This is a genomic window from Desulfococcus multivorans, from assembly GCF_001854245.1.
GTDB classification, from domain to species: Bacteria; Desulfobacterota; Desulfobacteria; order Desulfobacterales; family Desulfococcaceae; genus Desulfococcus; species Desulfococcus multivorans.
The window spans coordinates 3,631,265-3,656,928 of record NZ_CP015381.1; the positions used below are offsets into that span (position 1 = coordinate 3,631,265).

The following is a 25,664-nucleotide window of genomic DNA, read 5'->3' on the forward strand; positions in this document are numbered from 1 at the left end:
AGTGCCACAGAATTGTGCTTTTATGCTTGATGCATGGTTTTCAAGCAGCTATCATGGGAGTGACGCTGAGAATGGAGGCTCCCATGTTTGCACGCATCAAAAAGTCCGGCAGATATCAATACCTGCAGATTGTCGAAAATCGCAAAGAGACCGGTAAGGTCAGACAACGCGTGATTGCCACATTGGGTCGTATGGACCAGCTGCATGACAAGGGCCGGGTCGAGACGCTGATTCGTTCCCTTTCGCGCTTCAGTGAACGGGCACTGTTGATCCTTTCCGGCAAAAGCGACGTGTCCATGGATGCCGTAAAGATCGGCCCGGTGCTGATTTTCGAGCGGTTGTGGCGGGAGACCGGCATCAAAACAGCTATCGAACGACTCTTGATCGATCGCAGATTCGAGTTCGATGTGGAACGGGCCATATTTCTGACCGTACTGCATCGTTTGATGGTTTCCGGTTCGGATCGATCCTGCCACAGATGGCAAAGAGACTATCTCATCGACGGTGCGCATCACCTCGAACTGCATCACCTGTATCGGGCCATGGCCTTCCTGGGAGAGGAACTCGAAGACCAGGAAGACGCCGTCCCGTTTTCGCCGCGCTGCTGCAAGGATCTGATCGAAGAATCGCTCTTCACGCACCGCAGAGACCTGTTTTCAAGCCTGGATCTCGTCTTTTTCGACACCACCTCGATCTACTTCGAAGGCTGCGGCGGCGAAGCTCTCGGACAAAGGGGTTTCAGCAAGGACCATCGGCCGGATCTGAAGCAGATGGTTGTGGGCGCGGTCATCGATGACAAAGGGCAGCCGATCTGCTGCGAGATGTGGCCCGGCAACACCACCGACGTCAAGACGCTGCTGCCGATTGTGGCGAGACTGCGAAACCGTTTCAACATCGGCCGTCTCTGCATTGTTGCCGATCGCGGGATGATCAGCGCCGATACCCTGAAGACGCTGGAGGATCCGGAAAATACCATCCCCTACATCCTGGGCACCCGCATGCGCCGGGTCAAGACGATTCGGGAGGTCATACTCTCGCATCCGGGCAGATACCGGGAAGTCCGCGGCGAAGGTGCGGACTCGAAAGACCCGGCGCCGCTCAAGGTCAAAGAGGTGATGCACCAGGGCGACCGCTACGTCATCTGCCAGAACCCGAAACAGGCCCGAAAGGACGCCCGGGACCGGGATGCGATCATCGCCGCACTCCGGGAGCAGATCAGAAAAGGCCCCAAAAGCCTTGTGGGCAACAAGGGTTACCGAAAATACGTGACCCTCGAAAAGGGCAGTGCCGGCATCGACGAAGACAAAGTCAAGTACGAGGCCCGCTTTGACGGCAAATGGGTGCTGAAAACCAACACCGATCTGGACAGCGCCCAGGTCGCTCTCAAGTACAAGGAGCTGTGGCGGGTGGAGAGAGTCTTCCGGGACGTCAAATCACTGCTGGAAACACGGCCGATCTTCCATCAGCGGGACCAGACCATCCGCGGCCATGTCTTCTGCAGCTTCCTTGCACTGGTGATGCGAAAGGAGCTGGATCGACGTCTCGAGGCGGCCGGTCATCACTTCGAATGGGCGGATGTCAAACAGGACCTGAAAGCACTGCAGCAGGTGACCATCGAAGAAGGCGATAGACGTCTCGCGATCCGGAGTAGAAGCAAGGGCGTTTGCGGCAAAATCTTCCAGGCGGTCGGCGTCGCCATGCCGCCGACGATCCGGGAGGTGTGAGCCCATGCGGATAAACCCGTGCGGTAGTGCCAAGACCTTTTTTGACTGCAGTAATCTGTTGAAATAAAAGTAGAATCGAAAATTAAGTGTCAAAGATCAGCCTTGCAGAACCCCTTGCGGAAAAAGGTCGGAATCATGTCGTGCTCGGCCAGCCGCCGGGACGCCTCGGTCATGAAATCGGTCAGGGGGCGGCCGATCACCTCGCCGTAGTCGTACCCCATGGCCGTAAGCCAGTAGTCGCTGACGCTCAGCAGCCGCCCATCGGGGCCGATGGAATGCAGCATCGCCGGGGTGTTGTGGTAAAGAGAGCGATAGCGCTCCTCGTTTTCCCGAAGGGCGACCTCCATCCGCTTCCGTTGGAGGATATCCTCACTTGCCTTGTAGTAGAGGATGACCACACCCAGCCCGATGAGCACGCAGAGGACCAGTACGATGGATCCGGTCATGCGGATCAGGGAGGTCTCCACCGGCCGGGTAATGACGTCGGCCGAGGTCAGGTAGTTGACCTTCCAGCCCGGAAAATGCGGGATCTCCATCTGTTCGAACAGGTAGCGCTTCCCGTCGAGGAATGCCGTATCCGGCGTCTCGCCGGGCTTGAGACCGATCCACTCGTGTCCGCCGTCCCCGAACTGCCGCTCCTCCCGGATCCGCGCCAACTCTTCGGGGGAAGGCTCCCAGGCCAGCTGAAAAAGCCAACCGGGCTGGTTGGTGATGAAGATCACCCCGTCGGGAGAGGTGAAGAGCATCATCTCCGACGGCGACAGTCCCAGCCGCTCCTCCACGGCATCGATGGCGGATTTGACGACGACGACGCCCAGGGGATTGGGATCGGACCCTGAAAAGACCGGACGGCTGCTGTAGACGCCCCGTCGGCCCGAGGTGACGCCCAGGGCCAGGTAGCCGAGAGGATTCCCCGCCATGGCGCTGGTGAAATAGGGCCGAAAGGCAAAGTTCTGCCCCATGAAGCTTTCCGGCCGGTTCCGGTTGCTGGATGCCCTCGTGATCCCCCGGGCGTCCATCAGGTAACAGACGTTCGCCCCGAGGGTCTGCTGAAAACGGTCCAGCACCTCGTGGGCCGCCGCCAGAGCCTCGTCGGAAGGGCTGCGCAGCAGTCGGGCCAGGGCCGGAGCCGCCGCAAGGGTCTCGGTAACCTGCATGTTGGCGGTCAGGTGGTTCTCCAGACTGTGGGCGATCAATATCAGGCGGGTGCGGGCCTGGCGTCGGGACGCCTGGATGGAGGCGTCCTGAATCGCTTCAAAATAAAAAAACCCCCCGGTGGACGCGGAGCCCACGGCAAGGATGGACAATACCAGCAGAATCAGGCGAAGGCGCATAAGGGTTGCTCCCGTTAGACATCGCTCTGCGGAAACGCAGGGGCAATCGTAAGCAGAGACCTTCTCATGTAGGACGATCCGGCGAAATAGTCAATGCTTCAACCTTGGGGGGTCAGGCTGAAGACTGATGGCTGAAGGCTGAAGGGGTGCGGTTGGGACGGCCGGGGTCCTTTGTATCGAGTACGTTGAAACAAAATTTGTCCCAAATTGTCAAAATTTGCAACCCGGGCGCCGATACGCGAACGTTTTTTGTTGCCGTTCCGGTTTCAAATCGGAAGATTGATGTCGGTCGCGGCACCACCCCATGAACACCGGAAATCGAACTGTAATTTAACAGCTCCAAAGGGCATATACTTTGCATTGCTATTCCAAAAGTGATAGAGACGGCTTGGGGAGTCGCTGAATATTGAACATTTTACCCCACATTCAAATCGTTTGACACGTCGCCGGTTTTTCTGGAGAACGCCGCTCATACTCGAGACCCCGGGAAACGGCGGACTCTTTTTGCAGTCAGGTTCAGTTCAAGGATGAACGTTGAAACGCTGCCAATACCACCACTCTCACCACCAAGGAGAAACAGACATGGTTAAACATCGCCCCCGCTTCTATCTGTTGACGGCACTGTTCCTTATTTTCTCAATTGTCGGATGTTCAGGAGGCGGCGGCGACGACGATTCGCCGCCGGCTCCCGATCCGAAAACCCTGGAAGTGTCGCCGACCAGTTATGATTTCGGCATCGTGACCTTCGGCAACCTGCCGACACCCCTCAGCGTCAAAATCACCAATACCGGTACGGAGCCGATCAATATCCAGAACATCGCTCTGTCGGACCCCGCCAACTTCGCGTTGGACCCGGCCTCCTGCACCACCGCTTCGCCGGTTCTCCCCGTCGGGGCCCAATGCGTGGTCGAGGTCTCCTTCCAGCCGACAGAGCTCGGGGTCTTCACGGCCGACCTGACCATCTCGTCGGACAGTCCCTCATCCCCCGAAACCCGGGTCGACCTGAAGGGCACCTACGAGGCAGCATCCGATCTGACCGTCAGCATCAACCAGGTCGAAAGCGACGGGGCATGCCCGGCAGCCAACATTACGGCATATGTCTCCGTTCTGGATCAGGGGGGATATCCGGTAACAGGGCTTTTGAAGAACCATTTCTCGATCCTTGAAAACGGCGTATCCCGGCCGCTCCCGACGGATCCCAGGTTTGCCGAGGAGGTCAACGAACCGATGTCCGTGGCTTTCGCGCTGGATTACAGCGGAAGCATCACCGACGTTCCGGAAAATGTAAACGACATGCAGGACGCCGTCGCCGACTTCATTCGGCAATTGGGGGACGACGATGAAGCTGAAATCATCAAGTTCGATTCAAAGTTCGAGGTCGTTCAGGGGTTTACATCGGACAAAACCCTGCTGTTGAACGCGATATACGCAGACTGGGACAACGGCCGGCAAACCACGCTTTACGACGCCGTTTCACTGGCCGCCCAGGAGACGGCGGGAAGAAGCAATCCCCGGAAAGCCGTGATCGTTGTAACCGACGGAGAAGATAAACCGGAAGGCGTTCCCGTCACCACGCTCGATGATGTCATTACAACCGCCAATACAGGGGGCATTCCGGTCTTCACCATCGGGCTCGGAAACATCCAGAACGTCGTTCTTAAACAGATGGCCGCCGATACGGGAGGCCAGTTCTACGATGCCCCGACATCGGACAATCTCGGCAACGTCTATCAGCAACTGGTCGATCTTCTGCTGGAGGACCAGTATATTCTTACCTATGTATCCGGTCTGGGCATTGGAGACAGCGCCGATCTCAAAATCAAAGTCGACTCCCCCCCCAATTCGGGAGAGGCTGTGAAGCGCATCACCCCCTGTCCCTGACCCGATCCGTCCGTGAAAGGATGTCGTCCACCGCCGGCGAAGGCGTTGGGCCCATCCGGATCGGAGTTTCAAAACAGCGTCATTCAGCTATATTTTCAGTAAGTTTTCAATATAATCAGTCGGCAGGAGACGGTTGAGGTCCCCTGCCGACCGCGTCTGAAAGGAACCTGTCATCGATACGGACAATCGGTTATTTCTGGAAAACATCGAATGGTTCGACGACACGGGGAAGGCTCTGGTGCACCGGATCCCGGAGGCGGGTTCGGGAGAAATCAAGTACGGGGCGCAGCTGACGGTTCGGGAGAACCAGGCGGGGGTCTTTTTCTACCAGGGAAAGGCCGTGGGGGTTTTCGGCCCGGGCCGCCACACCCTCAAAACCGCAAACATCCCGCTGCTCACCAAGATCGCGGCGATGCCCTGGGGGTTCACAAGTCCCTTACGGGCCGAGGTCTACTTCGTCAATATGAAGACCTTCACCAACCTGAAATGGGGGACACGGGATCCCGTGGCCTTCAAGGACGCGGCATTGGGGTTGATCCGGCTCAGGGCTTACGGCGTCTTCAATCTCCGCGTCGTCCAGCCCGTCCTTTTCATCAACCGCATGGTGGGCACACAGGGGGTTTACACCACGGCGGATGTTTCGGCCTACCTCAGCCAGGTCATCGTCTCCCGCTTCAACGACACCCTCGGAGAGATCCTGGACACCCTGGCCCGGCTTCCGGCCCGGTACGATGCCATATCACAGCGTCTTTCCAGGCGCCTCCGGGAGGATTTCGGCCATTTCGGCCTCCTTCTCACCCATCTTTACATCGGCGCCGTGACGCCCCCCGCCGAGGTGCAGCAGGCCATCGACGACCAGAGCCGCATGGAGGTCATCGGCGATATGGATCGTCTGCTGCGGATGAAGGCGGCCATGGCCGTGGAAAAGGCTGCGGGATCCGGGGCCGGGGATGGCATGGGCGCGGGCCTCGGGCTGATGATGCCCGCCATGTTCGCCCAATATCTGGCCCCTTCGGCTTCCGGCGGTCGGACGCCTGAACCCGGAAGCGGTTTTGCCTGTCCTGAATGCCGGAGCCGGATTCCGGAAGACGCCCGCTTCTGTCCCCAATGCGGCCATCAGCAGGTGATCTTCTCCCAGTGTGCCAATTGCGGAAAGAACCTCACCCCCAACGCCCGGTTCTGCCCCCGGTGCGGCTGTTCGACGACGGAAAAGCCGTTGAACCGGCCCTGCGGCGCATGCGGGGCGGAAAACCTCCCCGGCGCCGTTTTCTGCAACCAGTGCGGAGAGCGGATGTGACCGGATTCCGCGTCGAGCACCAGTGCCCCCAGTGCGGGGCACCGGCATGCCTTGGGGAGGCGGACCGGATCTTTACCTGCGACTACTGCCGAACGGCCTCCTACCTGGTGCCCCGGGATCATTTCCGTTACATGCTGCCCCACACGGCTCCGGAAGGAACGTGTCTTGTCTATGTCCCCTATTGGCGGTGTCGCGGCATGTTCTTCTCGTGTACGGCGGCGACCGTCCGGCAGCGTGTGGCGGACCATACCCAGCCGGCCGTTTCCGTTCCCCGCCTTCCCGAGAGCCTGGGGTTGAGAAGCCAGGTCATGACGCTGCGGCCGGCCGCGGCCCATGACGGGGCGCGATTTCTCGTCCCTTCGGTCTCCCCCGCCGCGGCGGTCTCCCGTTTCAACACCCGCTTCCAAGCCGTCTTTACGGAATCCGCCGCCGTGACGGCCCTTATCGGCGAAACCCTCACCCTCATCTACGCGCCCTTCTATGCCCTGGGCGACACCCTGATGGACGGGGTTCTGAACCGCCCGGCGGCGCCGGGCCATCGGGTCGGGGGCGATCTGAACGACATCCCGACGGAAGCCCCGGACGGGTCGATCCGGTTTGTACCGACTTTGTGTCCCAACTGCGGATGGGACATGGCGGCGGAGAAGGCGGCCGTCTTCCTGTCCTGCCCCCAATGCCGGTCCCTTTGGCGGGCCGGTCGAAACGGCCTGACCCGGATGAGATGTGCGTTTCTTGCCGATGCCGAATCGGCGGCACGGCATTATTTCCCGTTCTGGCGGATCACGGCGACCATTTCAGGGATCCCCCTGTCGTCCTACGCCGACTTCGTGCGGCAGGCCAACCTGCCCCGGGTGATTCAACAGGATTGGGACAAGAGACCGTTTCACTTCTGGGTGCCCGCATTCAGCCTCTCGCCCCAGGCTTTTTTACAGACCGCCCGCACCATGACAACGGCCCAGCCCGAGGCGTCGGTCAACCCCGGCATCCCCGACGGCGGGCTCATTCCCGTCAATCTTCCCGCCGCCGGCGCGGTCGCGGCCCTCAAGGTCCTCACGGCGGCGCTCCTGCGCCCGAAAAATCGCATCATCCCCAGGCTGGAGGGCACGTCCGTAACACCCACGGCGGCACTGCCGGTCTACGTGCCGTTCCGGGAGACCCCCCATGAATACGTCCATTCCCGCTGCGCGCTCTCCATCAACCGGAACATGCTCCGGTTGATCCGGCGTACTCAGGGAAGCGGCATATCATAATTTTCCTTGATCAGGAGCCGCCGTTCGGGATATCCAGAAGATCGTCCCGCCCCGTTCGTCGGGGAAAGGGAGATCATCCGCATGCCATGTCGGACATCGCTGTCAATCCCGGATAGAGGAGGACCTCGTATGAGCCATCACCACGACCACGAAGATCATCACCATCACGATCACGGCGACCATCACCACGAGCACGAAGATCATCACCATCACGATCACGAAACGCATCATCACGGCCATGAGCCTCACCCGCCCGAACCTGAGGCCATGTCTTTTGAAGAGAAGATGAAGAAACTTTTGACGCACTGGCGGCGGCACAATGCCGATCACGCCCGGACTTACGGGGATTGGGCCGAGAAGGCACGAGCCCACGGGATGGACGAGACAGCCGGGCTGATCCATGAAATCGAGGAGATGACCCTGGCCATCAACGCCAAGGTCGACGCGGCCCTGGAGAAACTCGGCCGGTAGCCGGAGATGCCGGATCCTACCAGCCGGCCCAGGTAAAGATCCGGTCTCCGATCAGGGCCTCGCAGGCACGGGCCGTTTGCACCGTTTCGGTGTGGAGGACGTTCATGAGGGCCATGGTCAGGCCCGCCTCGGCCAGCATGGGAAGATAGGCGGCCTCGAGACGCCGTTTCCGGTCCCGGGGTCCCGGGCCCGTCGTCAGGTTGGAGAGACCGGCGACGGTTCTCACGGGAAACCCGAGAAGGTCGGGCAGGGTGCGGATCACCGAGAGGATGGCCATGTTCTGACGGTTGCCGTTCTCCCACATGACCGGAGCGACGATGGGATCGATGATCAGCCGCTCCGGATTGCCCCCCGCCTTCTGGAAGGCTTCGAAAAGCGTCACGGCCACGCCGAGCCGCTCGGATTCGTCGCCGGGAACGTGGCTGTTGGGATAGAGCAGATACCCGATAATGTCGACGTCGTATTTCCCGGCCAGCGGGAGGATATATTCCAGTTTGGCGGGCTCGAGGGAAAATCCGTTGATGACGGTCCGGCCCTTCGCGGCCCGAAGCCCGGCTTCCATGGCCTTCGGGTTGGTGGTGTCCAGGAACACCGGCAGGTCGGTGACCGACCGGACTGCCGCCACCAGAAAGGCCATCTTTTTCTCGGGCTCCCGCACCAGGGGACCCGAATTGATGTCGATCGCATCGGCGCCCGCGGCGACGCACCGCCGAACCAGGTCCTGAATGGGCGCGGGATCCAGCGTCCGGACCGCACGGTCGATGTCGGGATGGGTGATCTGCAGATTGTCCGAAACCAGCATCATGGTGTATACTTTCTCCCGGCAGCCGTCCAGGCTGCATCCAGATGTTTCATCGACGGGGCCAGGTGCCGATGGGAAAAAACCTCCAGGGAGACCACGCCGTCAAAATCCTTGAGAATCGCCATGACGGCGGCGAAATGCTCGGGAGGCATCTCCTCGAGCCCCACGTGGTCCCGGCCTGCGCCGTCTCTGGTGAATCGGACGCCGTGGAGATGGATGAGACGGATGCGGCGTCGGAAGCGCTTGAAAAACGCGGCAAGATCGACACCGTAAAGGATCAGGTGGCCGATGTCCATGCAGACGGAGAGATCAAAGGCCTCCACGAGGGGTGCCGCCCACGCGAAAGGATAGTCAAGGGTCTCGACGGCGAGCAGGTTTCGCGGAGCGCCGGTCTCGAGGAGACGGCCGATTCCCTGAGCCGCGGCTGCCTGCCAATGCCCGATCCCGTCGGGATCCGTGGCTCCCCCATCGAACGGCAGATGAAGGGCGTAAGCCGACGGCGAGAGCGGCGCCGTCGCCGAGACGAACCGCCCCAGCACGGCCGAGGCCCGCGCCCGCTCGTCAGGATCCTCGGCGGCAAGGGAGACGTCCGTGGGCAGGTGAATGTTGTAGCCCACATCCATTTCGGCGGAGAGCCGGGCCAAAGCGTCGATGGTCGCTCCGGCCGGCAGACTGTCGGCCCGGCGACTCTCGAACATCAACAGCTCGATCTCATCGAGATGAGGCCCCAGCACCTGGACGTTGGGGAGGTAATCGTCCGGGTAGATGAAGGAGGTCGTGCCCAGCCTGAACGGGTACCGTCCCTTCACGGATAGGGGCGGCGGCGGATAGGCTCCGGACGGATCCGGAAGAGACGTCATGAGCCCTCAGCCCCCCAATGCCGCAGTGAACATCCCCGCGAACCCGATGACGACAAACCACAAAAACGCCGCCAGTTCCATCAGGTCGCACGCCCGGGGAATATCCCTGGGAACGACATCGGCAAAGCCGCCCCCGATATACGGCTTGTCCACGCGCCTGCCGTGGTAGATGTTGGGCCCTCCCAGCTTCACCTGCAGGGCGCCGGCAAAGGCGGCTTCCGCATAACCGGCATTGGGGCTGCCGTGGCGTCGCCCCTCCTGAACGGCCCTCCGGAAGGCCCCGATACCGCGGCGGTTCAGGAGCTGGGCCGCCAGGGCGATGACCGGAACGGCCAGCCGGGCAGGCAAATAGTTGGCGACGTCGTCGATGCGGGCCGAGACCATGCCGAAGGCCCGATACGTGTCGTTTTTATACCCCACCATGGAATCGAGGGTGTTCACCATCTTGTAGGCCGCCGCCAACGGCACGCCGCCCAGCAGAAAAAAGAAGAGCGGTGAAACGAATCCGTCCACGAGATTTTCCGCCGTCGTCTCCACGGCGGCCCTGGCGACCCCGGTCTCGGAAAGCGTCTGGGTCTCCCGGCCCACGATCAGGGAGAGTCTGGAACGGGCCTTCCGGAGATCCCCGGTTCTGAGAAGGCCGTAGATTTCAAGGGCGGCCGTCGAAAGCCCGCGGGAGGAGATGCAGAAATAGAGCAGAACAATCTCCAGAATCGTCCGCAGCACGGGGGATACGAGGCCGGCCCCCGCGATCCCGAGTGCGGCGGCAGCCCAGGTCCCCAAAACGAGGAAAAGGGCAAAAAGACCCCCGGACGCTGCAAGGGGCATCGGGAGCCGTCGAAAGCGCGGCTCCATGAAGGCGACGGCCCGGCCCATGTAGCGCACCGGATGGTGAGCGAACTGGGGATCTCCGATGAAGAAATCGAGTACAAAAGCGGCGGGCAGCACCAGCAGGCCCATGGATATGGACATATCCCCCCATCTCCTTTCTTGAAAACGCGGGACATCACGCCGTAACGGCGGCGCAGACGACAACGGGGGAGCCGGAATCCGCGTCTGAAAGCTGCGGCCTTTCCTGACTCCCCCGTCGCAATACCAGATAATGACCTGCGGTGTCAATCCGCGGGATTTCCGTGACATCATTTCACGTCACATCGATGCGGACGACACCCTGCATCGTCCCCTGCGGTTAAAATCGGAAGCGAACGTCCCCTTTTACCGGCATGAGCTCCGAACTCTGCTTGTTGTGATTCTTGCGGCCGTTGGAATGCAATTTCCCTAAAATGCGGTATCGGCCTTTCAAATTGTCCTGAAGCAGGTTGAAAAGCTCCAGGATGAGTTGGTCGCGCCTCCCGCTGCCGTCCATCAGGTTGATCATGCGCTTTTCAAGATCGTCGAGACGGTTTTCAATCATCTCGAGCTTCCGTTCGACGGGAAATCGACGATCCGGTGCGGAAGCCCCCCCTCCCTCATCGAATCCGACGTAACCCTCTTCATCATCCTCTTTAACGTTCAGTGGATTGAAACCGCCGACTTCCCGTTCCCGGATCACCGAATCGACGACGTCACGGCCGATGGTCTCCAGTCCGTCGGCAAAACCATACACCAGCGCAGTGTCGCACAGGATGTTGATGAGCCTGGGAATCCCCCGCGAATAGGCCCAGACAGCCTCCAGCGCATCCTCCTGAAAGATGTCCCGGCCCTCCACCCCTGCGATCTTGAGGCGATACTTGACGTAGTCGACCACCTCCCCGGCGTCGAGGCCGCTGATGTGGTAATGCACCGAAACCCGCTGGGCAAGCTGTTCCAGGGCCTTCTGCCGCAGCTTGTACCGCAGCTCGGGCTGGCCGACCAGGATCACCTGAAAGAGGTGCTGCTTGTCCAATTCGAAATTGGACAGCATCCGGACCTGCTCCAGGGCTTCCAGGCTGAGATTCTGGGCTTCGTCAATGATGAGAATAACCCGCTTTCCCAGGGTGTACTGCTCCACCAGAAACTGATAGAACGCCGTCATGAGCTCTGTTTCGTCCAGCCCCTTGACCTCGATCTCGAAATCCTGGCACAGCATTTTCAGCAGATCGGCGGGTTTTACCAGGGTGTTGTTGACCAGCGCCGTGGTGATATTCGTCTCGATCTTTTCGAGAAGATAGTTGATCAGGGTCGTTTTGCCGGAGCCGATTTCACCGGTGATGACCACAAAGCCCTTGTTCTCCAGAATACCGTATTCGAGATGGGTATACGCGCTCTCGTGGACCTTGCTCATGAAGAGGTAGGCCGGATCGGAAAGAATCTGGAAAGGCTTTTCCTTCAGCCCATAAAATTTTTCATACATAGTGGTTTCAGTTCGTCCTCGATTTGTTCAGCACCATGCCGATCATCTCGATATCGGTCAAGAGCTTGAGCGCTTTTCGGAGATCGTCGCCGGTGGTCTTGTCCTCCTCGACGACGAAAAGAACATTCTTGACGAATTTGGTCAGTTGAAACGGATCCGAACAGGCCAGGACGGCAGGGGCGTCAAAGATGACGATCCGATCCTTGTACCGCGACCGGATGTCCTTGACAAGCCGTTCCATCTGGGGCGAACCCAGCAACTCCGAGGAATTGTGAAGATAAGTCCCCCCCGGGAGGATGGTGAGCTTGTCGATGCCGGGGTTGATCAGGGCATCGTTGAGATCGACCTTTCCCTGAAGCACGTCCGCGAGACCCGTCTCGACATCGACACTGAAAAAATCCTTTGCAAAATCATAGTGATCCTTTGCCGGATTCTTAAGATCGGTGTCGACGATGAGGACCGTCTTGTCCAGTTCCTGGGCGATGCTGACCCCCAGATTGATGCTCGTGAACGTCTTGCCTTCGCCGGGGTTGGCGCTGGTGATCATGAAATCGTTGGCCCCGAGTTTTTTCAGTTTGTTCAGGACCTGAGACCGGAGGGTCTTGATCTGATCGTTGACCTTCTCCTGTGAAAACAAGGCAAATATCTTGTTTTGCCTCAGCTGGTCATGAGATACCGGCCGGACCTTCGTATTGGAGTAGTTGACGTTCACCTCACGCCGCGGAACGGAAGGTTCGCCCGGAACGGGAATGGGCGTCACCTCACGTTTTTCAGGGGTGTGAAGCTGGATGCTCGGATATTCGCTTTTGGCCTTTTCCAAGGCTTTCTTCAATTTGCTCATAGTGTCTGTCGTCACATATTTTTCGCATTAAGAATCATCGAATCCCATATCTCCCGAATGGGCACAAATTCGTCAAGGACTTTCGCGCCGATCAGGACAACCGCAAAAACGGCGAAAGCCCATGCCAGTCCCCGAAGCATTCCCTTGACGCGCTCTTGTCTTGTCTGGACATTGGAGATGACCGTCAGCACGGGAACGCTGACCAGTTCGCTCAACTCCTTGTCGTTTTTGACGGAGTGATCGAAAAATTCCCGAACCGCCGCGACCCCGAACGCGAAACTCGAGGCCAGGACAAAGCCCAGCAGCATAATGGCGATTCGGTTCGGCTTGTAAGGCTTGGTCGGCAGGTAGGCCTGGCTTTTGATTTCAAACCGTTGACCATGCTGCCCCTCCTCCATCCCCTGGGCCACCTTCGCGGTCATCAGCTTGTTCATGATTTCATCATACTTCTCTTTGGTGATGGTGTAATCCCGGGTCAACTCACCGTACTCTTTTTCAACCATCGGCGCAGTCTCGATCCGCTGCCGATATCTGGCGAGGTCGTTTCGAACGCTCGCCTTGTCGCTCACGAGGCCGGCGATGGAGGCGTCAATGGAGGCGATCTGGGTCGTCAGGCTGATGTACAGCGGGTTGTCGGGCACCTCCCGCGCCATTCTGCGGGTATCACCGCTTCTTCTCTGGCCGGCGATGGACCGCTCCAGGATGTCGATCTCCTTTTCCAGCTTGACGACATCCGGATGCCTGGCGCCATAACGGCTTTTCAGCCCGGCCAGCCGCACTCTCAGGTCGTCGAGCCGCTTGATCTCCTCCCCGCTGACGCCGGACGCCCCGACCTGGCCTTCCAGTTTCTCGATTTCACGCTTGAGCTTTTTGACGTCCGGATGTTTGTCCGACAGAACCGATTGCAGACTGATCAGCTTGAGACGCAGGGATTTGAGCTGCTCCGAAGGATTTCTCGCCACATTCTGACCGTCCACCTGAACGGGCATCAACGGATCGACGCTCATCCGCTGGCCCTGAAGGGAGATCTTCTGTTCCTGGAGACTGCGAATCTGCATATCGATCTGGTCGAGTTCCCGCTCCAACCGCGCAACCGCATCGAGATTCACCTTGTTGTGCTCGGGCAATTCACCGAAGTGCGCGCTTTTGAATGCGGTAATCTTCTGTTCGTGTTCCTGGATTCGCGCTTTCAGGGCTTCGGCCTCGGCCATGAGAAAATCGGTGGTGGCGCCGGTGATGCGCTCCTTGATCCGGGTTTCTTCCTCCAGAAAGAGCCTGCCGAGAACGTTCGTCACCTTCTGGACCGTTTCAGGATCCCGCCCTGCATACGAGAGGAGAAATGCGATGGTGACGCTCATGGGCCTGCCGGTTTTCGGATCCATGAAAGCGGTGCTCTCGGGTTCGAGCCCGATGGCTTCCTTCATGGCCCCAATGGCAGCCCCCATGCCTTCCGCCTCCCGGATATCCGGATACAGGTCGAATTCCTCGATGATGTCCCGGAGACGATCATTGCTGAGCACCTGCCGCTGAATGACGTTCAGCCGCTCCTCGGCATAGGATGTGATGGTCGACTGAACCAGGTTCTCCGGAATCTGCCGATCCTCGATCAGGATCGTCGTCTCCCCGCGATAAATGGAAGGCAGCGCAAGCGCGAGGATGACGAAAGAGATGAAGGTAATCAGGAAAGCGATAATGAACGATCGCCTCCGCCTCCGGATGAAACTTTTGACGTCCTTCCATTCCAATTTTTGATCTGCCATGATTGTTGCCTGCCTTGCCTGTATATATGTATCATAAAGTGTTGGGAAAGCCGAATTCGAACATGACCCAGACGCGATTCCGATGCCTGTCCCGATCGTCTTCGAGGGACCTGTCATAATCGATCGTATAGCTGTATGCCAATCGGACGGCGTGATCCTCCGTCATCTGATATCGCAGGGAGGGAATGACATCCAGAAAGATTTCGACATCGTCGAAGTTGGAATAATTGTCCTCATTCGTCACAAAAAAATTGCCTTTGAAATCAAAATATAATCGTTCGGTGATGAATTGGTTCAACCGGCAGAAAAGCCGGGAGACATTGACGGCCCGGCCGTTCGACGCCGTTCCGATGTCATGGCTGAAACCGAGGTCCAGCACGCGGGTCTCGCCCCGTTTCGTCAACCATATGTTGGCCGTGCCGCCCCAGTCGTCGTCTTCTACATTGCTGTCTTTGAAGCTCTCTTCGGTGTATCGGACGCCGATATCGGTGTAGAGGCTCAGGGTCTCGGTAAACAGATGATGCCAGGCCAACGCCAGGTTGTAGCTGTCGTATTCGCTGATGTCGGAGTCGTTATAGGTATAGCCCAGCCTCGGCCCGATGCGATCCCTCTGGTTATTGAGCGCCCGGAAGTAAGTCAGATCGACGACATTCCGGTCATAGTCGTTGTTCTCTTCGAGGTCGTAGTCATTCCTCAGGTACCGGTACTTGACCCCCAGCTCCGAGATTTCCGTCAGCCGATATTGCATGCCCGCCCAGGCCCTGTAGTACTTCCGTTCCGAAAAAAAAGTTTCGATGCCCGGATCGACGGGAAGCTCATCGAAGTCGACATCCGGCTCCGCCAGATCGACGATCCGCGACTCGGCTGCATAATCCTGAATGTAATTGAACCGCCCGTTCACCGTCATTTTCTCGGTCATCCGGTATGTTCCATTCAGATAAACATAATAATCCTCCCTGTCGTAGTCATCATCCGAGAGATATCTCCTGAAAGAAATGCCGGCCAGGGAGTTCAACGCCAGCGATTCCGTGTTGTAGCCCAGCTCCAGGGCGGGAGCGAGGCTCAGGATAAAATCGTCGGTCCTGTCGTTTCTGAGAAAAAGGATATTGTCGTTGTACTCCCCCGTGACGCCCAGGCGGGGGGTAAAGCGGATGTCCTGCGCGGATGCCGACAGCGGCATCACAAGGCTGAACATCAGCACCGCACCGACCCACAACTTCCGTTTGATATCCGTCATCATGCCACCTTCATTTCACAACCAGAAATTAGCGATCAGCCACGGCCGTCCGATGCCGTGATCCCGAAAAATCGTCTGCCTGCCGGGGCAGGCAGGGGTGATTCGGCACGGATACATCACGGCACGACAACGACATCCCCCCGCTGGAGGGTGATATTCTGATTGAGGTTCTCTCCTTTGAGCACCTCCTTATAGTCAAACGGGAACTTGAGGGTCTTGTCCTTCTGCCGTCTGAGAACGTGAATACGGCTTTCAGCCGCAAAGGGATTGAGTCCGCCCGCCATGGAAAGGACCTGCATGACGCTGGTGTCCATTGAAATGGGAAACACCCCGGGGTTGTTGACCTTTCCGATGACATAGGCCTTCGTGCTGTTGATTTCGAGGAGCATCACCGTCACGACGGCGTCCTGGACATACTCCTTCAGCCGCTGGGTGACGTTTTTCCGGATCTCCGTGACGGTCATGTTCCGGACATTGACGTCGCCGATGAGCGGAAATGCAATCATGCCGTCCGGCGGCACCACCACCTGGCGGCTCAGGCTCTCATCCTTCCATACCGAAATCTCCAGGACGTCGCCGGGGCCGACGCCGAATCCGGTTTCCAGGGCATAGGCACTTGTCATACAGGTCAGGACCAGAATACCGGCGATTAACAATCCTTTGATCTTCATGCTGCGCTCCTTTGAAATAATGACATTAATAATAAAGATTATACCAGATACCATTCCATACCGAAATACAATACAAATTACAAATGTTTGTTCATTTTTTTCCGCCGGCCGTCCGCGACCGCCGGCAAAATCCGAATTCAAAGAGAATTATTCGGCAATTTGAATACGATCCGCCCATGAACAAGACGATTATTTTACAAAAATCCGGACCTCCCAATCCGTGCCGTCCGAATGTCCGTCAACGGCATAAACCTCTGGTGACGCACTGTCTTCGCCGGTAAAAAAAGAAATGTGATGGCAGGCCGTCCAATCCGGACTGAATTCGTTCGGACGGATAAAATCCATGGCGGCAAAATCGAGTTCTTCCTCCGTCATGCGGATATAGGATAACGCAATGCATTCACCGTATCTCCCCGTATAGGTACCCTGGAGAGGCATTATAAATCCGTCCCGGTATTTTACAAGCCCCCCTGCAGGTCGCAGGGTGGTTCGCGGATATTTAAAAAACTTTCCCTTTATGTATTCAATGATATTTCTGCGAAGCAATACCCGGCTGTTTTCAACAAAGACAGGACCTTGTGCCGCATTGAATTCAATCTTCGCGTATTTCAGGGCCGGTAGAACCTTGCGGCTCACGCCATAAACAAAATAGTAGGAATTATGCTTCGAGCGAGGGGCGATGACCCTGTCATTGACCTTTTGGTCGAGCACGAAATGATATGCCAGCAACCAGGGCCCCAACAGCGTCTCCGCCCTGTAAATCGCGACAAGTCCCGGCGCGGGAGCGGCGTCGATACAGGGAACCATCAGGTAATATCCCTCGCACGGGGAAATAAAGGGAAAGGATTCCCGGCTGCCTTTCACCGCATCGCCGTGATAGTCCCATTGATGCAGATCCCGGCTCGTAAACATCCCGATGTACTGTCTTCTTGCCGGAAAAGCGACTTCGGCGAACAGCACCCAAAGCCCGGCCGCAGGGTCATATTGGATAAAGGGATCGGCAACAAACTTGCATTCGCCCGGAGCATCATCTTTCGAGATTCTCGCCACCTGTTGAAACGAGGATATTTGTTGTTTAAACCGGGCGATCCTGTTTGCCGGGTTATCGTCATCCTCGCGATCTCCCTGCCTGTCTTCCATAGAGCCTCCTGTGTTACCGAATTTTTGAGATTAAGACCTGAACCCGGGCAACCTCAAGCAGCAGCGTCAACCTTGCGATTTTCAAGGAGCGATTTCCAATGGTGGGCCAAAGCAAGGTTCGTCATTCAGGCTGGAGCCGCAGCGACAATCCGCTTGCCGGTTTATTCAGCCGTTTCAGTCATATGCAGAGACAACTTCCTTAACGGCATTGCCGGGCTGGGTTGAGGTAACGGCATCGATGAATCAATGGGATGTTCCGCGACCACATTTTACAACGCCGCCAGTATACTAAAGTCTTCGCTTCAAGGCGAGGGATTTTCTCCTATTCCCCGAGTGGGACATCAATATTTTTTGGGGGCGAACTCACCAAAGTAAATTGATTTTTTTCAATGACAGCTCTCGATGCCATATTATTTTCCTCAGCCCAGACAATACATCTTTTAAAGCCCTTGTTTTTCAAATAGATCATCATCTGTTTAATCAAGGCCGTGTGCATTCCTCTATTCCTGTATGCCTTTACTGTAAAACCGGATATGAGTGATGCCTCTTTTGATCCCAGTTCCACTTCCTTTGTACTTTTATAACAAATTCGTGCCCACGCAATAATTGTATTTCGGTCCCTAATAATAAAATAGTCATCCTTCCTGACCAACCATCTCATGAAATTTAATTTTGTATTCCCGTAAAAATAACTCCTGATGAAATCCAAAATGGTAGCCTTACCCATATGATACTTTTCAAGGCGATTCTCTGTTATTGGATTTGTTAAATCGTAAACATAAATTCTCAAATTCTGTGCGTTCTTTTCTATAATTTTCATTGAAGGCTGCTCCTGATCAAAAATGTCCGGCTATATTTTTGCTTGTCCGGGAACTTTTTCGGCTGAGATAATGTCAAATATCAGTCAGATATTTTCTGAAGCCGACGGCTTCCTGAACCTGTTCTTTATAAACTCGACAATTTTATTCAGTCTTTGTCCTTTGTTATAATATAATAGTACAATAATGCGTTTTTTTAATTCATATTTACTTGTTTTCCCGTTGGATCCTTCTTCTTTAATATATTTTCTATATGGAAACAGTACCATTTCCCTGATGTAATCCTTCTCCGCCATCGGGTTGTCCTTAATAATTTTAGAAACATACTGCCATTTATATGATTTTGTTTTTCCTTCAGAATGTCGAATCAGGAGATCTTTCCAGGTTCCAATATTTCCACCACCTAAATCAAGCCATTCAATCCCGGGGTCCTGGACGGCATAACGGATTAAATTGAACCACATGTATTTTGCTATCGAACGATCCATATGTTTGATTTTATCATATATCGGTGCATAACATTCGACATAACCATCATGTTGTTCAACGAAATGCAACGATATAATATCATCCTGTTTTTCTTTTTTTCTGGCGACAAAACAGGATAACATTTTTCTCTCATTGAGATATTGCAGGTATTGAAGAGAAAAGCTCCATTTGGCAAACCTGTTCCCGACAATTTGCCTCTCCCACATCCGCATGAATTGATCGACCAATGCCGCGTCGAAATCTATTTTCGCATATTCAAGGTCTTCGTTTATTTTGATGATGCTTTTATAATTTTTTTTTGCGGCCTTTGACAGGCTTTGTAAATAGTCATCGAATGTCACATCATGAACATTGACCAGCAAAGGGGTATAGTGCATATCCTTATTCCTTGCACCCTGTTCAGGGCGTGCCGAACCATTTGCAACCGGCTAAAAATATATCCGGTTTTTGCCGAACAACCGACGTTGCGGCGTTATTGTTGCCGATAATATAGGCCGATGTGTTCAGCAGGCCCCAGTCAAGGGACTTGCTCGAAAAGTCGAACAATTTTATCGGCATTTCGGGTTGAGAAGTATTCGAGAGCGAAACTCTGGGCATTCATTCCCAGACGGCTTCTGAGATCGTCATCTTCAATCAATGATGCGACATCCGTTTTAAGCCGTTCGAAGGAGCCCGATACAAACCCCAGCCGATATCGTTCGATCAAGCGATCGGGATTTACCGTCAGACTGACCACGGGCACCCTTCGGAACCAGGCCTGTATGAACGTATTCGGAAATCCCTCACGATCACTCGTGTTGACAAAGATATGGGATTCAGCCAGAAGTTCGTTAACCTCTTTCTGGCTTCTGGGCCCCAGATACGTGAGGCCGGGCACCGAATTCATGAATTCCATATACTTCCGTTTCTGGATCGTGTTTCCCTGGATCGCGCCGACCATCAGGAAGCGTGCCCGGTTCAAATGCTGCAGTTCGGCCGCCAGGCGCATGAAAATTTCCGGTTGCTTCAACGGTTTGAGATTCGCCACCCACACCACCTGAACAGGCTTGTTTTTTGAAATGACTTCGGTGGGTGCCGGATGAAAGTTGGGAATAACCACGGACGCCTTTCTTCCGAAATTCCTTTCAAGAAGCCTTCTCTGATCCCAGGTTTGAGCGATGATATGAGAGGCATGTTTAATACCATAGTTCAGCATATACCTGTCGAGTTGTTTATACACGAACAGCCGTGAAGCAGATATCCTGGGAGGTTCAAGATCGTGTTCATGTGCGATGTGCCAGATCATCCTGCAACGATTTTTAAGGGCATACCGCGCGGCGATTCCGGTCTGGGCGCAGCCGACCCTCTGGTAAATGACGTCCGGATCGATTCGTTTCAACAGTCTCGGCAAAAGAATCAGCTCGAAAAGATGCCGGTGGGATCCACGCATGCCCGCGCCCGGATAGCCGTAATGAATCAGCCTGTAGCCGTCCGGCGTGTAATTCGGATCGCACCCGCGGGTTAAATAAAAAATATCATACCGATCCATTTTCCGAAGTTCCTCGATAAGGCATTTAGCCTGATATTGAGACCCTCCCATGATCTGGCTCCAATGGCCCGGTATCATGATGCAGAGCCGTTTACGGCGAGCATTTTTCATATATGCACGAGACTCCCCTTGAAAATTCGATACAAAATTCTTTCCGGCGGTTTTCGGAAGGAATCAACGGCGATTTTTGCGTCTCCGGCGATACGCTTCCCATACCATCCATATGAACACGGGGTTGCTTTTCGCGTAACGCAGCCACATCCGCCGGGGTTCCTCTACAATCCGATACACCCATTCCAGGCCGGATCGCTGCATCCACAGGGGTGCGCGTTGGGTCAAGCCGGAAACGACGTCGAAGCTTCCCCCCACGCCCATGCAGAACGGCACGCCCATTCGGGGCATCCAGCGGTTCAGAAATTTCTCCTTCTTCGGAGAGGAGACGGCCACGAACAGCATATCCGCTCGTGAGGCCCGGATCTCATCCGCGACGTCCGCCGCCTCATCCTCGCTGAAATAACCGTTCCTGAATCCCGCGATGTCCAGCCGAGGGTATTTTTCCCTGAAGACGGCCGTCGTCCGCTGCACCACTTCCTCCCGGGCTCCCAGAAAATAGGGACGATACCCCTTCATCGCCGAGATCTCCACCAATCTCTGGAAGAGATCGATCCCGGCCACCCGGTCCGGCACCGGGGTCCCGAGAATCCGGGATGCCCACACCACGGGCATGCCGTCCACATTGACCACGTCACAGCTGTTGACGATCCGCCTCAGATCCGGATCCTTCCGCATCAGGGTAAACTTGAGGGCATTGACAACAACGTGCTGCCGCGGCCGCCCCTCCCGGATGATCTCTTCCACAAGCCGGATGGTTTCGTCCATGGTCAGGGCGTCGATTCTGCAGCCGAGCAGGTCGACTTTCCGGGTGTTCATCACGGCGCCTCGCTTTCGGTACGATCGCGGCCTTCCCGGTCCGCGACCTTCCCCTGAACCTGGATATGAATGTCCGTCCTCAGGGATGTCGTTTGCGAAATGCGGTTCTCGGCCGCCGCGGTAACGGCCGGCACCCGCTCCTCATATCTTCGGGAAACCCATCCCCGGGGCGGGACCTCGTCTCCCCGGTACAGGGAGAGCCGGGTGTCGGGCGGATGGGTCGTCAGGTGAATCCGAACCCCGTTCCTTTCGGCGACGATGCTCCCACCGTTCAATACCACCTTGCAGTCTTCATGAAAATGCCAGAACCGTTCAACGACGTGATCGGCCGCGCATTCCAGGATGTCTTCAACCGACAGGATATCCCGTTCCTTGTCGAAAACGACCTTTCTCCGGTGCATGACCGGATCGCTGAGCCGACGGTATCCGTCATGGGACCCTTCAAAAACGTCCCGATCGGGCGCAATCTCGAAGGTTGCCGCCCGCGCGTTCGCTTTTTTGAGCCACATGAACTTTCCGCCGGACAGGGATTGGTCGGCGCCGTCGATTCTCACGGTGTTGTGTGCCGCAGTCCCCCTGAAATATGCCCGCCACAGGTCTCCGCCGTGATAGCTGAAGGTTCCCGGGTCGATCAGAAATTCCGCGCCGCCGACGGACAGATACAGGGCCAGGGCGTCGGCATGGCCGTGGGCCGCGATGGAAAGATACCCCAGGGGGCCGCAGTCGACGATACATCGGATCTCATCTGCCGTTTCGAAATTCCGGCCGAGAATGAAATATCCCCCCTCCGGAAATGCCCTTTTCGTATCAAGCGCCTTTGACGGGAGCGACATCGCGGTCTCGGCAAAGGCCCCCGTCAGCCACCGGGTTTTATCATCGATGCGCCGGGCTTTCCGGAAAAAATCGGATCGCGTGAAGAGGACCGCGCCGGTCGCCAACTGGGATTGATATGGACAGAAATCCGGTTCCTGCGACAGGTTAACGACATATCCGTCATCCGCGTCCCCGATCATTGGGAGGTTCCCGGCGACATCCATCATGGCGGCCACAAACGCCAGACGTCGCTCGATGCTTTCGGAATATGCGGGCGGAAAGGATACACCCGCGGCCTTTGCGGATATGAGGGACAGTATCAGAAAATCGAGAACAAACTGCTGGTACGCCATGGCCTGTTCCTTGCCCGCACCGTCCGGATGAACCTGTCTGACGGCTTCATCGGCCAGGATACCGAACCCGGTGCGGCGCCATCGGCCGGTAACCTTTCCCCAGTACGGCCACGTGTTTGACCCGATAAAGAGGCCGGCCGCCTCGCCGATCAGGTGATTGTTCGCGGAGGAATGGCGGGAAAAATGGCCGGATATGAAGGCCATGTGGCGGTAGACGGACGAGAGCCACCGGTCTCGGAGGCGCACCCCGTCGTCACCCTCGAAAAGCACGCTGTCGGCACGTCCGATCAATTGCCAGACAACGCTCCAATTGATCAGGCGAACGGCGAGTTCGAGAGAACTGGACCAGTTGGGACCCGCGGGATAGGGGCATTGCGCCAGCCACGTGCTCAGATGCAGCTTCAGTGCCTTGAGATAGACCCCTTTCCCGGAAAGCCGGTAGGCCTGGGCCAGCAGCGGCAGATGGAGATGGCGGTTGGGCTCCCAGAGATATTTGATATCCCCGACAAGGGCGCGGTCGTGGCAGTCGATGGTCTTTCCAAAGGTCATGGGGGCTGCGGTTCGGGTCTTGGGATCCCTGTTCCAGTTCAGGATCACCGCATCGGCATCCACGTCCAGTTGGAAAATCCTGAGGCTCCCCTTGATGATGCGGTTTGCCGCCGCAGCATATCGCTCTTTATCCGAAAGCCCATCGGGGACGGTAATCCAGCATTTCGTCGGTTGCATCACGGGCGGGGGGACGGGAGGGAAAATCCCCCGCCTGAAGGCACGGATTTCGCGACCGGTTTCAATCTGCTTTACGGCCCGGTAGAGGATCTCCCGGATCGACATGCTTTTCAGCCGATTCAACAACCATTGATATCTGGTGGAAAGTACCATGATTAATATCTCATTCTGCCCGGTTCAGGCAAACCGTCTCAAATGACGGACAAAAAGGTATCGAGGTATCGGTATGATGCTCTCGACGGCACCCTTCTCCGAAGGGATCCGTCAGAGCCGCTCATACAGCGCCGTGAGCTCGCGCGTGATCATCTTCTCCGCATCGAATATCCCGGCGACCCGTTGGCGACTTTCCCGGCCCATTGAGAGACGTTTTTCCTTCGACATCACCAGCGTCCTGAGTGCATTTCCCAGCCCGTCAATGTCGCCGGGGTCGACCAGATGGCCGTTGACGCCGTCTTCGACCAGTTCGGGAATGCCGGCGACCCATGTCGATACGATGGGGAGCCCGTAGGCCATGGCCTCCAGAATCGACATGGGCAATTGCTCATGGTAGGACGGCAGAACATAGATGTCGGCATTCGACAGATACCGTTCTTTCACCTTTCCCGAAATCCATCCCGGAACGTTCACAATCGCATTCAAGCCATCCCGGTTCACGATAGCACGCACCGCATCCACATCACCGTCCCCCGCGATCGTGAACCGAACCCCCAATTCTTCGTAGAACGCCCGCCGTGCCCCGATGCATTCCAGCAGGTCATAGACCCCTTTCCGCGTGGAAAGCCGCCCCAGGAAGAGGATATTCAGTGCCGACCGGGTGTGATCGACATCCACCCATCGAGGCCTGGGCGCGGGATTGAACAATTTGACGACATGCGATTTATCCGCAAATTTTTCGATTCCGGCTTTCCACTCATCGGAAAGCACGATGACCCGATCCGCCCTGTTGAACACCGTTCGCGTCATCCATCGATTAAAGCTGTTTTCCGTCATGAACCGCTCAAAGTTGGAGCCGTGGATATGCACCATCACTTTGCAGCGAAATATTTTGGCAATCCGGAATATCACCCATTTCCTGTAGAAACTGCCGTAATGGGAAACATGCAGGTGGCAGATGTCCACCCGGCTTCTCATCATCGTGCGCAGGGTGATGATGATGCATTTCAGAAAAAAAAGAGCATTTTTAATCCTCGAACCTTCGGTTGTCGTTGGTATGAAAATAAACGGCATCTTCCTGTGCAGACCGGCTTTTAAATATTCCAGGACCACAAAAGAGATGCCGCCTTTCAGCCCCAGATCCGGGCCGAACATGGCGACAAGAGGTTTTTTTTTCACACGGACGGCCTTTTTGTGAGGGGCTATTTTATCTGCCATACGGGACATCCTTACTGTAAGATACCATGACGGCACCTTTGGCATCAACGTAGCTTTCGAACTATAATGGTTCGAATCCTATAACAAGAAATTATTTCACAAAAGCGACAGGATGCGTCTTCGGGATGCATGCAATCACATCTGTTCCGAATTCAACCTATGGTATCCATCAGCCGGTGCCGGTCCCCCCCATGCGCCGCATTCCAGCAAATGATGTTCATGAATATAATCCGCCAGAAGTTCACCCACCAGGTCACAGCCGAGGGGCGTAAAATGGCCGTGAGACTTTTCCCAATACAGCTTTTCCCCCCGCCTTTCCCTGAATTTCGAAATCGGCGACACGATGTTGAAAAGTCGGTCGGCACCTTCTTTCAGCGGGAAATTGGATACGAAACGGGTTCTGGATAATCGGGACGGGATATCCAGAATCATAAAACGGCTGTCGTTGGCAAGACATTCATTTTGAATCTTTTTCAGAAGGTGAATCGTCAGCTTGTTTTTGTAATTCAACTTCCGCTTCAGCGTTTTGTTCCGGTCTGAAGCGGCTGCTTGATCTCCGTTCGGTTTCTTTTCGGAGGCATTGGATCGTATATTCACCAACCCCTTTTTGACATTCAAGGCGGCCCAGTCCCTGACAAAGATGAACCCGGCAGTCGCCGGCAGAATCCACCAGCCGACAAAAGCCCACTGGACGGCATCCTTTTCCTGAATCAGCGGCCAATGAACACTGATCTCGATTTTTTGGGACAGCACCAGCAAAAACGCGGCAAAAAGCAGATAGGCGTATGACTTCGCCTTTTCTGCAATGGTCATTCTTTCGCGATCGATGATGATCGAGGCCGTGTAATCGAGAAAAGTGGAAATCACCAGCAGAAACAGAAATCTGACGTCCCACCAGCCATAGAATATGTAACTCGCCGCGAAAAGAACAAGGTTCTGCCGCTTGTAACTTCTTTGGTTCAACCGGTAAACGGTATAGACAATGATAAAGAAGACAGCGAAAGTCCAGGTATTGAACAGCACCGCGCAGGGCCCC

At 56.1% G+C, this 25,664-nt stretch carries 23 protein-coding genes; 5 read left to right on the forward strand and 18 right to left on the reverse strand.

Translation table 11 applies throughout. The features are described 5' to 3' along the window. Nucleotides 1–83 precede the first annotated feature (83 nt). Nucleotides 84–1,724 carry an IS1634 family transposase gene (locus tag dmul_RS15870; RefSeq protein WP_020877802.1) on the forward strand — a complete coding sequence of 547 codons (1,641 nt, stop codon included), beginning with the start codon at nt 84–86 and terminating at the stop codon, nt 1,722–1,724. A gap of 89 nt (nt 1,725–1,813) precedes the next feature. Here the strand turns inward: dmul_RS15870 and dmul_RS15875 are convergent, their stop codons facing one another. Further along, entirely contained in the window at nt 1,814–3,058 is a 1,245-nt protein-coding gene (locus tag dmul_RS15875) for a cache domain-containing protein (protein ID WP_020877803.1), read from the reverse strand. A 582-nt stretch (nt 3,059–3,640) separates the two neighbouring features. Here dmul_RS15875 and dmul_RS15880 point away from each other — a divergent pair. The 3 genes from dmul_RS15880 (at nt 3,641) to dmul_RS15890 (ending at nt 7,486) form a co-directional block, all read left to right on the forward strand. Beyond that, nucleotides 3,641–4,939 carry a VWA domain-containing protein gene (locus dmul_RS15880; protein WP_020877804.1) on the forward strand — a complete coding sequence of 433 codons (1,299 nt, stop codon included), beginning with the start codon at nt 3,641–3,643 and terminating at the stop codon, nt 4,937–4,939. Between the two features lie 238 nt (nt 4,940–5,177). Continuing rightward, nucleotides 5,178–6,236 carry an SPFH domain-containing protein gene (locus dmul_RS15885; RefSeq protein ID WP_020877805.1) on the forward strand — a complete coding sequence of 353 codons (1,059 nt, stop codon included), beginning with the start codon at nt 5,178–5,180 and terminating at the stop codon, nt 6,234–6,236. Beyond that, a complete protein-coding gene (locus dmul_RS15890; protein ID WP_020877806.1) occupies nt 6,233–7,486 on the forward strand; it encodes a hypothetical protein in 1,254 nt (417 codons plus the stop codon). Before dmul_RS15885 ends, dmul_RS15890 begins: the two co-directional genes overlap by 4 nt. A 102-nt stretch (nt 7,487–7,588) precedes the next feature. Here dmul_RS15890 and dmul_RS20330 read toward each other — a convergent pair whose 3' ends face one another. Then, nucleotides 7,589–7,726, reverse strand: a complete 138-nt coding sequence (locus tag dmul_RS20330; protein WP_153302760.1) for a hypothetical protein — start codon at nt 7,724–7,726, stop codon at nt 7,589–7,591. Nucleotides 7,727–7,771: 45 nt separating this feature from the next. Between dmul_RS20330 and dmul_RS20335 the strand changes: the two genes are divergently transcribed. Beyond that, nucleotides 7,772–7,957 carry a DUF8180 domain-containing protein gene (locus dmul_RS20335; protein ID WP_153302761.1) on the forward strand — a complete coding sequence of 62 codons (186 nt, stop codon included), beginning with the start codon at nt 7,772–7,774 and terminating at the stop codon, nt 7,955–7,957. A gap of 16 nt (nt 7,958–7,973) precedes the next feature. On the opposite strand, the gene dmul_RS15900 is transcribed toward dmul_RS20335, so the two are convergent. From dmul_RS15900 to dmul_RS15975, 16 genes are all read right to left on the reverse strand, one after another. Then, nucleotides 7,974–8,762 (reverse strand): dihydropteroate synthase, encoded by a 789-nt coding sequence (locus tag dmul_RS15900; RefSeq protein ID WP_020877808.1) that lies wholly within the window; start codon nt 8,760–8,762, stop codon nt 7,974–7,976. Beyond that, a complete protein-coding gene (cbiR, locus tag dmul_RS15905) occupies nt 8,759–9,619 on the reverse strand; it encodes a cobamide remodeling phosphodiesterase CbiR (RefSeq protein WP_020877809.1) in 861 nt (286 codons plus the stop codon). Before cbiR ends, dmul_RS15900 begins: the two co-directional genes overlap by 4 nt. Nucleotides 9,620–9,625: 6 nt before the next feature. Beyond that, complete coding sequence (gene cbiB / locus dmul_RS15910; RefSeq protein WP_020877810.1) at nt 9,626–10,591, reverse strand: adenosylcobinamide-phosphate synthase CbiB; 966 nt, start codon at nt 10,589–10,591, stop codon at nt 9,626–9,628. Nucleotides 10,592–10,808: 217 nt separating this feature from the next. After that, nucleotides 10,809–11,951: an ExeA family protein gene (locus tag dmul_RS15915; protein ID WP_020877811.1), complete on the reverse strand. Its 1,143-nt coding sequence runs from the start codon at nt 11,949–11,951 to the stop codon at nt 10,809–10,811. A 7-nt stretch (nt 11,952–11,958) separates the two neighbouring features. Beyond that, nucleotides 11,959–12,792, reverse strand: a complete 834-nt coding sequence (locus dmul_RS15920; RefSeq protein ID WP_020877812.1) for a CpsD/CapB family tyrosine-protein kinase — start codon at nt 12,790–12,792, stop codon at nt 11,959–11,961. Nucleotides 12,793–12,803: 11 nt separating this feature from the next. Then, complete coding sequence (locus tag dmul_RS15925; protein ID WP_020877813.1) at nt 12,804–14,552, reverse strand: GumC family protein; 1,749 nt, start codon at nt 14,550–14,552, stop codon at nt 12,804–12,806. Between the two features lie 31 nt (nt 14,553–14,583). Next, nucleotides 14,584–15,792, reverse strand: a complete 1,209-nt coding sequence (locus dmul_RS15930; RefSeq protein WP_040416101.1) for an outer membrane beta-barrel protein — start codon at nt 15,790–15,792, stop codon at nt 14,584–14,586. Between the two features lie 113 nt (nt 15,793–15,905). After that, nucleotides 15,906–16,460 (reverse strand): polysaccharide biosynthesis/export family protein, encoded by a 555-nt coding sequence (locus dmul_RS15935; RefSeq protein ID WP_020877815.1) that lies wholly within the window; start codon nt 16,458–16,460, stop codon nt 15,906–15,908. A 189-nt stretch (nt 16,461–16,649) separates the two neighbouring features. Next, on the reverse strand, nt 16,650–17,600 hold the full coding sequence (locus dmul_RS15940) for a hypothetical protein (protein ID WP_020877816.1): 951 nt from the start codon (nt 17,598–17,600) through the stop codon (nt 16,650–16,652). Between the two features lie 322 nt (nt 17,601–17,922). Further along, a complete protein-coding gene (locus dmul_RS15945; protein WP_020877817.1) occupies nt 17,923–18,420 on the reverse strand; it encodes a GNAT family N-acetyltransferase in 498 nt (165 codons plus the stop codon). 84 nt (nt 18,421–18,504) lie between these two features. Beyond that, the gene (locus dmul_RS15950) at nt 18,505–19,284 is read right to left on the reverse strand and encodes a GNAT family N-acetyltransferase (RefSeq protein ID WP_020877818.1); all 780 of its coding nucleotides are present in this window, start codon (nt 19,282–19,284) and stop codon (nt 18,505–18,507) included. 140 nt (nt 19,285–19,424) lie between these two features. After that, complete coding sequence (locus dmul_RS15955; protein ID WP_040416104.1) at nt 19,425–20,546, reverse strand: glycosyltransferase family 4 protein; 1,122 nt, start codon at nt 20,544–20,546, stop codon at nt 19,425–19,427. A 63-nt stretch (nt 20,547–20,609) separates the two neighbouring features. Further along, nucleotides 20,610–21,365, reverse strand: coding sequence for a WecB/TagA/CpsF family glycosyltransferase (locus dmul_RS15960; RefSeq protein ID WP_020877820.1), 756 nt, complete (start codon nt 21,363–21,365; stop codon nt 20,610–20,612). Then, nucleotides 21,365–23,410, reverse strand: a complete 2,046-nt coding sequence (locus dmul_RS15965; RefSeq protein ID WP_020877821.1) for a heparinase II/III family protein — start codon at nt 23,408–23,410, stop codon at nt 21,365–21,367. The genes dmul_RS15960 and dmul_RS15965 overlap by 1 nt, the downstream gene beginning before the upstream one ends. 111 nt (nt 23,411–23,521) lie before the next feature. Then, nucleotides 23,522–24,628: a glycosyltransferase gene (locus dmul_RS15970; RefSeq protein WP_020877822.1), complete on the reverse strand. Its 1,107-nt coding sequence runs from the start codon at nt 24,626–24,628 to the stop codon at nt 23,522–23,524. A 135-nt stretch (nt 24,629–24,763) separates the two neighbouring features. Beyond that, nucleotides 24,764–25,651 carry a hypothetical protein gene (locus dmul_RS15975; protein WP_020877823.1) on the reverse strand — a complete coding sequence of 296 codons (888 nt, stop codon included), beginning with the start codon at nt 25,649–25,651 and terminating at the stop codon, nt 24,764–24,766. Nucleotides 25,652–25,664 lie beyond the last annotated feature (13 nt).